The organism is Rhizobium sp. CCGE 510, from assembly GCF_000292525.1.
Taxonomy (GTDB): domain Bacteria; phylum Pseudomonadota; class Alphaproteobacteria; order Rhizobiales; family Rhizobiaceae; genus Rhizobium.
Map to the genome: position 1 here is coordinate 176,927 of NZ_AEYF01000040.1, position 9,866 is coordinate 186,792.

8 protein-coding genes are annotated in these 9,866 nt (G+C 61.5%); 4 read left to right on the forward strand and 4 right to left on the reverse strand.

The window, feature by feature from the left end:
* Nucleotides 1–48: 48 nt before the first annotated feature.
* The 3 genes from fdhF to RCCGE510_RS19020 all read left to right on the forward strand — a co-directional run bounded on the left by fdhF (nt 49) and on the right by RCCGE510_RS19020 (nt 4,187).
* Nucleotides 49–2,928, forward strand: a complete 2,880-nt coding sequence (fdhF, locus tag RCCGE510_RS19005) for a formate dehydrogenase subunit alpha (RefSeq protein WP_007632601.1) — start codon at nt 49–51, stop codon at nt 2,926–2,928.
* Nucleotides 2,929–3,127: 199 nt separating this feature from the next.
* On the forward strand, nt 3,128–3,952 hold the full coding sequence (gene fdhD, locus RCCGE510_RS19015; protein WP_007632603.1) for a formate dehydrogenase accessory sulfurtransferase FdhD: 825 nt from the start codon (nt 3,128–3,130) through the stop codon (nt 3,950–3,952).
* Nucleotides 3,942–4,187 carry a formate dehydrogenase subunit delta gene (locus RCCGE510_RS19020; RefSeq protein WP_007632604.1) on the forward strand — a complete coding sequence of 82 codons (246 nt, stop codon included), beginning with the start codon at nt 3,942–3,944 and terminating at the stop codon, nt 4,185–4,187. Before fdhD ends, RCCGE510_RS19020 begins: the two co-directional genes overlap by 11 nt.
* Before the next feature lie 128 nt (nt 4,188–4,315).
* On the opposite strand, the gene RCCGE510_RS19025 is transcribed toward RCCGE510_RS19020, so the two are convergent.
* The 4 genes from RCCGE510_RS19025 to rocF all read right to left on the reverse strand — a co-directional run bounded on the left by RCCGE510_RS19025 (nt 4,316) and on the right by rocF (nt 9,274).
* Entirely contained in the window at nt 4,316–6,091 is a 1,776-nt protein-coding gene (locus RCCGE510_RS19025) for a PAS domain-containing methyl-accepting chemotaxis protein (protein WP_007632605.1), read from the reverse strand.
* Between the two features lie 289 nt (nt 6,092–6,380).
* Nucleotides 6,381–6,857, reverse strand: a complete 477-nt coding sequence (locus RCCGE510_RS19030; RefSeq protein WP_007632607.1) for a chemotaxis protein CheW — start codon at nt 6,855–6,857, stop codon at nt 6,381–6,383.
* A 249-nt stretch (nt 6,858–7,106) separates the two neighbouring features.
* Complete coding sequence (gene rocD, locus RCCGE510_RS19035; RefSeq protein ID WP_007632608.1) at nt 7,107–8,306, reverse strand: ornithine--oxo-acid transaminase; 1,200 nt, start codon at nt 8,304–8,306, stop codon at nt 7,107–7,109.
* A 32-nt stretch (nt 8,307–8,338) separates the two neighbouring features.
* Nucleotides 8,339–9,274, reverse strand: a complete 936-nt coding sequence (gene rocF / locus RCCGE510_RS19040; RefSeq protein WP_007632609.1) for an arginase — start codon at nt 9,272–9,274, stop codon at nt 8,339–8,341.
* A 124-nt stretch (nt 9,275–9,398) separates the two neighbouring features.
* Here rocF and RCCGE510_RS19045 point away from each other — a divergent pair, with 124 nt between their 5' ends.
* A complete protein-coding gene (locus RCCGE510_RS19045; protein WP_007632610.1) occupies nt 9,399–9,836 on the forward strand; it encodes an Lrp/AsnC family transcriptional regulator in 438 nt (145 codons plus the stop codon).
* Nucleotides 9,837–9,866 lie beyond the last annotated feature (30 nt).

Here is a 9,866-nt window from a genome sequence, read left to right on the forward strand (position 1 = left end):
GGCATCCCTCGATACAACCAACATACAAATCTAGCGGAGGTGCAATCCATGTCGCTCATCCATGAAATCGACTACGGCACCCCGGCTTCGACATCCGAGGCGCTGGTGACGCTCACCATCGACGGGCAGCAGATCAACGTGCCGGAAGGTACCTCCATCATGCGGGCCTCGATGGAGGCCGGCATCAAGGTGCCGAAGCTCTGTGCCACCGATATGGTCGACGCTTTCGGCTCCTGCCGGCTCTGCCTTGTCGAGATCGAGGGACGCAACGGCACGCCGGCCTCCTGCACGACGCCGGTGGCGGCAAACATGGTGGTGCATACGCAGACGGGTCGGCTGAAAGATATCCGCCGCGGCGTGATGGAACTCTATATTTCCGACCATCCGCTCGACTGTCTGACCTGTGCTGCCAACGGCGATTGCGAATTGCAAGACATGGCAGGGGCCGTCGGCCTGCGCGATGTGCGCTACGGCTACGAGGGCGACAACCACGTCAAGGCGCGCAGCAACGGCGACATCAATCTGAAATGGATGCCGAAGGACGAGTCCAACCCCTATTTCACCTATGATCCCTCCAAGTGCATCGTCTGCTCGCGCTGTGTGCGCGCCTGCGAGGAAGTGCAGGGCACCTTCGCGCTGACGATCGAGGGACGCGGTTTCGGTTCGCGCGTATCGCCTGGCATGCACGAGAATTTCATCGAATCCGAATGCGTTTCCTGCGGCGCCTGCGTTCAGGCCTGCCCGACGGCGACGCTGACGGAAAAATCGGTGATAGAGATCGGCCAGCCGGAACATTCGGCCGTCACCACCTGCGCCTATTGCGGCGTCGGCTGCTCCTTCAAGGCGGAAATGCGCGGCGAGGAACTGGTGCGCATGGTGCCGTGGAAGGACGGTCAGGCCAATCGCGGCCATTCCTGCGTCAAGGGTCGCTTCGCTTACGGCTATTCCACCCACAAGGACCGGATCCTCAACCCGATGATCCGCGAAAAGGTCAGCGATCCCTGGCGGGAGGTGAGCTGGGACGAAGCCTTCGCGCATGTGGCGTCGGAGTTCCGCCGCATCCAGTATCAATATGGCCGCGAGGCGATCGGCGGTATCACCTCGTCGCGCTGCACCAATGAAGAAACCTACCTGGTGCAAAAGCTGATCCGCGCCGGCTTCGGCAACAATAATGTCGATACCTGCGCCCGTGTCTGCCATTCGCCGACCGGCTACGGTCTCGGCCAGACGTTCGGCACGTCGGCCGGCACGCAGAATTTCGACAGTGTCGAGCATTCCGATGTCGTCGTCATCATCGGCGCCAACCCGACGGATGGGCATCCGGTGTTCGGCTCGCGATTGAAGAAGCGGCTGCGCCAGGGCGCCAAGCTGATCGTCATCGATCCGCGACGAACCGATATCGTCCGCTCGCCGCATATCGAGGCCTCTTACCACCTGCCGCTGAAGCCCGGCACCAATGTTGCGGTGATGACGGCGCTGGCGCATGTGATCGTTACCGAAGGGCTCTTTGACGAGAAGTTCATCCGCGAGCGCTGCGACTGGTCGGAGTTCGAGGACTGGGCCAGCTTCGTCGCCGAACCGCAGCACAGTCCCGAGCAGACCGAGATATTCACCGGCGTGCCGGCGGCGGATCTGCGTGGCGCGGCAAGGCTCTATGCCAAGGGCGGCAATGGCGCGATCTACTACGGTCTCGGCGTCACCGAACACAGCCAGGGCTCGACCACGGTCATCGCCATCGCCAACCTGGCGATGGCGACCGGCAATATCGGCCGTCCCGGCGTCGGCGTGAACCCGCTGCGCGGCCAGAACAACGTGCAGGGCTCCTGCGATATGGGCTCCTTCCCGCACGAACTGCCGGGCTACCGGCATATCTCCGACGATGCGACACGTGATATCTTCGAAAAGCTCTGGGGGGTGAAGCTCAACGACGAGCCGGGCCTGCGCATTCCGAACATGCTGGATGCGGCGGTCGACGGCTCCTTCAAGGGCCTCTACGTCCAGGGCGAGGACATTCTCCAGTCCGATCCGGATACCAAACATGTCGCGGCCGGGCTGGCGGCGATGGAATGCGTGGTCGTGCAGGACCTGTTCCTCAACGAGACCGCCAATTACGCCCATGTCTTCCTGCCGGGCTCGACCTTCCTCGAGAAGGACGGCACCTTCACCAATGCCGAGCGCCGCATCAACCGCGTGCGCAAGGTGATGTCGCCGCGCAACGGCTATGGCGACTGGGAGGTGACGCAGAAGCTTGCCCAGGCGATGGGGCTCGACTGGGATTACACCCATCCGTCGGAGATCATGGACGAGATCGCCGTGACGACGCCAAGCTTTGCGATGGTCTCCTACGACTATCTCGACAAGATCGGCTCGGTGCAGTGGCCCTGCAACGAGAAAAACCCGCTCGGCTCGCCGATCATGCATGTCGACGGCTTCGTGCGCGGCAAGGGCAAATTCATCCGCACGGAATATGTCGCGACCGACGAGCGCACCGGCCCGCGCTTCCCGCTGCTGCTCACCACCGGCCGCACCCTCAGCCAGTACAATGTCGGGGCGCAGACACGGCGGACCGAAAATGTCGTCTGGCACGCCGAGGACCGGCTGGAGATCCATCCGCACGATGCCGAGCAGCGCGGCATTCGCGACGGCGACTGGGTCAAGCTTGGCAGCCGCTCCGGCGACACCACGCTGAGATCCCTGATTACCGATCGTGTTGCGCCGGGTGTCGTCTATACGACCTTCCATCATCCCAATACGCAGGCGAACGTCATCACCACCGATTTCTCCGACTGGGCGACGAACTGCCCTGAGTACAAGGTGACGGCGGTGCAGGTCTCGCCTTCCAACGGGCCGAGCGAATGGCAGCGCGAATATGACGAGCAGGCGCGGCAATCGCGCCGCATCGCCGGCAAGTTGGAGGCCGCGGAGTGACGATGTGGGGGTGGGCTGGCGTCGGCGAGGCTTCCCCTTCTCCCCTCGGGGAGAAGGTGCCCGAAGGGCAGATGAGGGGGCGGCTTGGCAAATGCGAACTCGCTTCGGCTCGTTCGTTCGCTCCTATCGTCGCTCACGCCCTCATCGCCTCGCTTCGCTCGGCACTTCTCCCTGCTGGGGAGAAGGGGGAGCGCGCATCATGACCTTCGCCGTCACCACCCGTGCTCCCGAAACCGCGCGCCGCAACGGCATCCTGCAGACCGGTTCGCGTATCGTGCCGGAAGAGCTGCCGATCGCCTTTTCCTATGGCGGCAGTTCACATGCGGTGATGATGGCGACGCCTGATGATCTCAAGGATTTTGCCGTCGGATTCAGTCTGACCGAAGGGATCATTACCGGACCGGCGGAGATATCGCACATCGAAGTCGTCGAGGGTGAGCAAGGGATCGATGTGCAGGTGAGCCTTGTCGACGACGTCGCCGACCGGCTGCGGGCACGCCGCCGCAGCATGGCTGGACCGGTCGGCTGCGGGCTCTGCGGCATCGAATCGATCGAGCAAGCGGTGCGGCCGGTGCCTGATGTCTCGGCATCGCCGCTGGCGCTGTCGCATGCCGATATCGTCCGCGCGGTTTCGCTGCTGAACGAAGCCCAGCCGCTGCATCGCGAAACGCGGGCGGTGCATGGCGCCGGCTTTTATCTTCCCGGCCGGGGATTGGTTGCGGTGCGCGAAGATGTCGGCCGGCACAATGCGTTGGACAAGCTCTGCGGCGCCGTTATCGGCTCGGGCGAAAAGGGCGCGGACGGCGCCGTCGTCGTCACCAGCCGACTCTCCCTGGAGATGGTGCAGAAGGCGGCAATCCTCGGCAGCCCGGTGCTGATTGCCATTTCAGCGCCGACGGCTCTTGCCATCCGCACGGCCGAGGCGGCCGGCATGACGCTCGTCGCGCTGGTGCGCGGCGAGGACTTCGAGATTTTCACCCACCCGCACCGCATCTCGTTCGGAAGCATTGCCGATGTCGCATGATACCAAGACCAAGCTCGTTTATATGGCAAACCAGATCGCCACCTTTTTCAAAAGCCAGCCGGCAAGCGAAGCCGTCGAGGGCGTCGCCACCCATATCAACAAATTCTGGGAGCCGCGCATGCGGCGGCAATTGTTTGAAATTTTGGAGAATGAGGGCAACGGCCTGGATGCTCTGGTGCTTCAGGCCGCTCCCTTGATTCGGAAGCCCGAACCGGAAGCAAGCCGGGTCCGGTAGTATTGATCGGCTTATGCAGGAAGGGGGCAGTGGCAAGCTGCCCTGCGCATGGGCTTCCTGCGGGTGGTACGATCAAAGTGCCGCCGTACGGCGACACCGTAAAATGGCGAAGTGCCGGAAGATTAACGTCAAAACTCTTCCCAGCTCTGTGCGGCTGCAGCAGTAGCGCCATGGGCCTTTGCGACACGCGAAACCAGATGCAGCGCCGGCGAACCTGGCTGTCTTGCGTCTAGCCTGCCGGCAGGCTGCTGGGCCTGGGTGCGGGCCTGACTGGGCAGGCGGAACCTTGCCAGCAGGGTCCGCAGCGTTTCGGCTTCCTTTGCCAGGTTATGGCTGGCGGCGGTGCTTTCCTCGACCATGGCGGCATTTTGCTGGGTTGCCTGGTCCAGCGTATTGACTGCCTGGTTGATTTCCTTGAGGCCGGTTGCCTGTTCCTTTGAGGCTTCGACGATGGCGACGACGTTGCCGTTGATATCGCCGACCTGTGTGACGATCTCCTCGAGCGCCTTGCCGGTCTGGCCGACGAGGCCGACGCCGTTCTTGACGAGGTTGCTCGACGTATTGATCAGCGCCTTGATCTCCTTGGCGGCTTTGGCAGAGCGCTGGGCGAGCTCGCGGACCTCCTGAGCGACCACGGCGAAGCCCTTGCCGGCCTCGCCGGCGCGGGCCGCCTCGACGCCGGCATTCAGCGCCAGAAGATTGGTCTGAAAGGCGATATCGTCGATGACGCCGATGATGTTGGTGATTTCGCGCGAGGACTGCTCGATCTGGTCCATGGCGGCAACGGCGTTGCGGACCACGACGCCGGACTGTTCGGCACCCTGCTTGGTCACCGCGACGAGGCGGCCCGCCTCATCGGCGCGGCGGCTGGAATCGTTGACGGTGGTGGTGATCTCCTCCAGCGCGGCTGCGGTCTCTTCGATCGATGCAGCCTGCTGTTCGGTCCGCTTGGAAAAGGAATCGGCCGATCCGCCGATCTCGCTCGAGCCGGCGGCGATCGCACTGGCATTCTCGCCGATCGTCTTCATCGTCTCGGCAAGGCCTGTGACCGCGGTATTGAAATCCTGGCGCAATTGCTCCATCGATGGGACAAAGGGCGTGTCCACCGTCCTTGTCAGATCGCCTTCGGAAAGCTGACGCAACGCGCCGCCGAGCAGAGATATCGCACTCATCCGCTGGGTGACGTCGGTTGCGAACTTCACCACCTTGTAGACCTTGCCGTCGGCATCGACGATCGGGTTATAAGCTGCCTGGATCCAGATTTCGCGGCCACCCTTGCCGAAACGGACGAATTCGTTGGCGATGAATTCGCCATTGGCAAGGCGCCGCCAGAAGCTGCTGTAATCCTCGGTGCGGGTATATGCCGGGTCACAGAAAATGCTGTGATGTTTGCCGGCGATTTCCGCCAGCGAATATCCCATGGCCTGACAGAAATTCTCATTCGCGGTCAGGATATCACCCTTCGGGGTGAATTCGATCACCGCCTGCGAGCGCGAGATCGCTTCAAGCTTGCCGGAATCCTCGACCGCCTGCTTCTTCGCGGCGGTGATATCGGCGGCAAACTTCACCACCTTGAATGGCTTCCCACCCTTTGAAACAGGATTATAGGAGGCTTGAATCCATATCTCCCGATTGCCCTTGGCAAGACGCTTATAAGCGCCGGTATCATATTCGCCACGCCCGAGCCGCGCCCAGAAGGCGCGATATTCCGGTGTTGCCGTATAGGCTGGCTCGCAGAACATGCTGTGATGCTTGCCGACGATCTCGTTCAGGCGATAACCAAGCGCGTTGCAGAAATTCTCATTCGCCGTGAGAATATTTCCCTTGAGGTCGAATTCGATGATCGCCTGCGATTTGGAGATGGCGTCAAGAATGTATTTCGAATCGGAGGCTAGACCAAACATTCCTGTCCCTTTGTGATACACAGCTTCTGCTGTTTCGGCCGGAGAAGCGAGGGGGCGGACGAGGTAAGCCGGTGGCGGGAAGAGCCGGTAGCCGGTTGTCATTCCTTTGTGCCGGAAATTTATCATCCGTATGCTTCGACACCATGGTGAGGGAGCGTGGTTAATATTCTGTATAAAAGCTATTGCTAATAGTAGTAAAGTGTAATGGATGCGGTGACTTGCTTGGGGTGTGCACAATAAAAAACCGCCCGGGGGCGGTTTTCAATATTGGAAATGGTCTTGATGGCGATCAGGCCGCCAGTTCATCCGTCTCGTTTTCCTTGAACATCTTGGCGAGGTTCAGGAAGCAGATCATGCCGTTTTCCGAAGCGATGATGCCTTCGCAATAGGCACGGTCGAAGGATGCGGTCACCTCAGGCACCGGCTGGACCTGGCTGGACGAGATGGTGAGAATATCCGAGACGCGGTCGACGAGCATGCCGATGACCATGCTGTGAACTTCGGCGACAACAATGGCGCTGCGCTCGTTGGCAACGGTGCTCTTCATGCCGAGCTTGTAGGCAAGGTCGATGATCGGGATTACCGAGCCGCGCAGGTTCATCACGCCGATGACATCGGCCGGTGCATGCGGAATCGGCGTCGACGGCGCCCAGCCACGGATTTCGCGGATGGTCGTGGTCTTGACGCAGAATTCCTGATCATGCAGGCGGAAGGCAATGATCTCGAGTGTATCGCCGCTGAAGCTAGTTGAATTGATCGTGGCCATAGAATTCTTCCCAACTATCGTAAGCCAGGGCAGAAGCGGGCGCGCCACCATTGGCGCGGACGAGCTTTTGCCTTCACACCACGCGATGGCTTTGCTTTCCGCGAAGCATCGGTACGGTTATTGACGACATTAACGGAAGAGTGTTGCCCAAATCTAAATTGACAGGCCGGATTGCGAAGGTTTTCTGTCTCGGGCGGAAGCCGGCGCCCGCAAATGCGTGACCGGCCCCGAACAACTCGACGATCCGGCTCAGGTGATCGTCTTTTCAATCTGCGAGACCGCCCAATCCACCTGCTCCCTCGTGATGACCAAAGGCGGCGCGAGACGGATCGTATGGTCGTGGGTATCCTTGGCGAGAAGGCCGCGCTCCTTCAACGCATGGCAATATTGCCGTGCGCCGCCGGCTTCGGGTTCCAGCTCGATGGCCAACATCAGGCCGCGGCCGCGCACGTCCCTGACGATGTTCGAACGGATCGACTTGAGGCCCTCGAGGAAATAGTCGCCCATCGCAGCGGCATTTTCGATCATGCCCTCTTCCGTCAGCACCTTCAGCGCGGTGCGCGCCACCGCGCAGGCGAGCGGGTTGCCGCCGAAGGTCGAGCCGTGCTGGCCGGGCTTGAGCACACCCAGAACCTCGGAATTGGAAAGCACGGCCGAGACGGGATAGAAGCCGCCGGACAGCGCTTTGCCGATCAGCGTCACATCGGCCTCAATGCCTTCGTGTTCTTCGGCCAGCAGCTTGCCGGTGCGGCCGAGGCCGGTCTGGATCTCGTCGAGGATGAGGGTGACGTTGTTATCAGTGCAGAGTTCGCGGATGCGGGTGAAATAACCGGCCGGGGGGATGATGACGCCGGCTTCCCCTTGGATCGGCTCGATCAGGGCGGCTACCGTATTGCCGTTGATTGCGGCGGCGAAAGCCTCGGCATCGCCGAAGGGAACGGTGCGGAAACCTGCGGTATAGGGGCCGAAGCCGGTGCGGGCGTCGGGATCTGTGGAGAAACTGATGATGCTCAGCGTTCGGCCATGGAAATTATCGGCGCAGACGATGATCTCCGCCTTGCCTTCCGGTACGCCCTTCACCTCGTATCCCCATTTGCGCACCGCCTTGATGGCGGTTTCCACCGCCTCGGCGCCGGAATTCATCGGCAGGATCTTGTGCGAGCCGGTGAGGGCCGCGAGCTCTTCGTAGAGATAGGCGAGCTGATCGTTGCGGAAGGCGCGGGAGGTGAGCGTCAGCCTGCCCGCCTGCTCGACCATGGCGGCGAGGATCTTAGGATGGCAATGGCCCTGGTTGACGGCGGAATAGGCCGAAAGGCAATCGAGATAACGATTGCCGTCGGTATCCCAGACATAAACACCTTCGCCGCGCGTCAGCACCACGTCGAGTGGCTTGTAGTTATTGGCGCCGAGCCGCTGCTCGGTGGCGATCAGTTTTTCCGAAGTGTTCATGGTTCTTCCCCCTTTTATGCAGCGTGTGCCTTCTATGCGGCACGGGTTGGGCGATCGAAGATGCGGCGGCCGAAGAGGCTTGCCGTGAGCTCCACCAGAATGCGGGCGCTCTTGCCGCGATCGTCGAGAAATGGATTGAGTTCGACGAGATCGAGCGACGAAACGAGGCCGCTGTCCGACAGCATCTCCATCACCAGATGCGCTTCGCGAAAGGTCGCGCCGCCAGGCACTGTCGTGCCGACGCCGGGGGCGATTTCGGGGTCGAGGAAATCGAGGTCGAGGCTGACGTGCAGCAGGCCGTTCGCCTTGGCGACGACACTGACGATCTCTCGCATGATGGCGCCAATGCCCTGCTCGTCGATAGCGCGCATATCGAAAACGTTGACGCCATGTTCGTGGATCTCCTCGCGTTCGCGCGCATCGACCGAACGGATGCCGACCTGGAAGACATTCTTCGGGTCGACGAACGGGCGGTCCTTCGGCAGGATTTCGGCAAACTCCGCCTCGCCGCAGAAGAAGGCGACGGGCATGCCGTGAATATTGCCGGAGGGCGAGGTGGCGGGAGAATTGAAATCGGTGTGGGCATCGAGCCAAAGCACGAAGAGCGGCCGGCCTTTGCCGGCGGCGTAACGGGCCATGCCGGAGACGGTGCCCATGGAAAGGCTATGGTCGCCGCCGAGAATCAGCGGAAATCGGCCGGAGGCGGCCACGTCGTGGACGCTGCTTTCGAGCGCCCGCGTGAAGGCGCCGACGATCCTGAGATTATGGGCCTTCGGATGATTCGGCAGGTCCATCGCTGGCACGATCCTGAGATCGCCGATATCGGCGACGTCATGGCCAAGCTCGATCAGTGTCTGATCGACGCCGGCAATGCGCAGAGCCGCAGGCCCCATGGCAGCACCTCTGCGGCCTGAGCCTTCTTCCAGCGGCGCGCCGATGAGGGTGACGGATTGCGATTGGGCATTCATCAAAGGGGGCTCCGTGTTGAGGCCTGTTTGAGGCGATAGTGGGTTAAACGGCCGGCGGCAAAAAGATGGAAAAATGTCAGAAATGGAGTATGATTGCGCAGATTGATAAACCACTTTTGACAAAGTGATCAGCGTGGATGATCTCGATACTGAGCTCTTGAGTGCACTTCGCCACAACGCCCGGATTTCCGTCTCTTCGCTTGCGGCGATGACCGGCGCATCGCGAGCAACGGTTGCCGCCCGGATCGACCGGCTGGTCGCCGGCGGCACCATCGTCGGCTTCACCATCCGCACCGGTCATGAGACCCGGTCAGCCGGGGTGCGGGCCATCGTCATGATCGAAGTGCTCGGCAAGCTCGCCGACAGGGTGGCCGATCAGTTGAGGGGGGTGCCGCAAGTGCGCGCACTTCACAGCACCAACGGCAAATGGGATTTCGTCGCCGAACTCGAAGATCGCGACCTTGCCGCGTTCGACGAGACGCTGCGCCGCATCCGGCTGATCAACGGCATCAACTCGACCGAGACCAACATTCTGCTCAAGACGAGCAAGACGGGTTTTTAGGACATTGTCGCGCGACACCCCGGACCCCGA

Coding starts and splice junctions, on each gene's coding strand:
- RCCGE510_RS19025 (WP_007632605.1), bottom strand. CDS start 6,091: ATGTTTGGTCTAGCCTCCGATTCGAAATACATTCTTGACGCCATCTCC.
- RCCGE510_RS19030 (WP_007632607.1), bottom strand. CDS start 6,857: ATGGCCACGATCAATTCAACTAGCTTCAGCGGCGATACACTCGAGATC.
- rocF (WP_007632609.1), bottom strand. CDS start 9,274: ATGAATGCCCAATCGCAATCCGTCACCCTCATCGGCGCGCCGCTGGAA.
- fdhF (WP_007632601.1), top strand. CDS start 49: ATGTCGCTCATCCATGAAATCGACTACGGCACCCCGGCTTCGACATCC.
- rocD (WP_007632608.1), bottom strand. CDS start 8,306: ATGAACACTTCGGAAAAACTGATCGCCACCGAGCAGCGGCTCGGCGCC.
- RCCGE510_RS19020 (WP_007632604.1), top strand. CDS start 3,942: ATGTCGCATGATACCAAGACCAAGCTCGTTTATATGGCAAACCAGATC.
- fdhD (WP_007632603.1), top strand. CDS start 3,128: ATGACCTTCGCCGTCACCACCCGTGCTCCCGAAACCGCGCGCCGCAAC.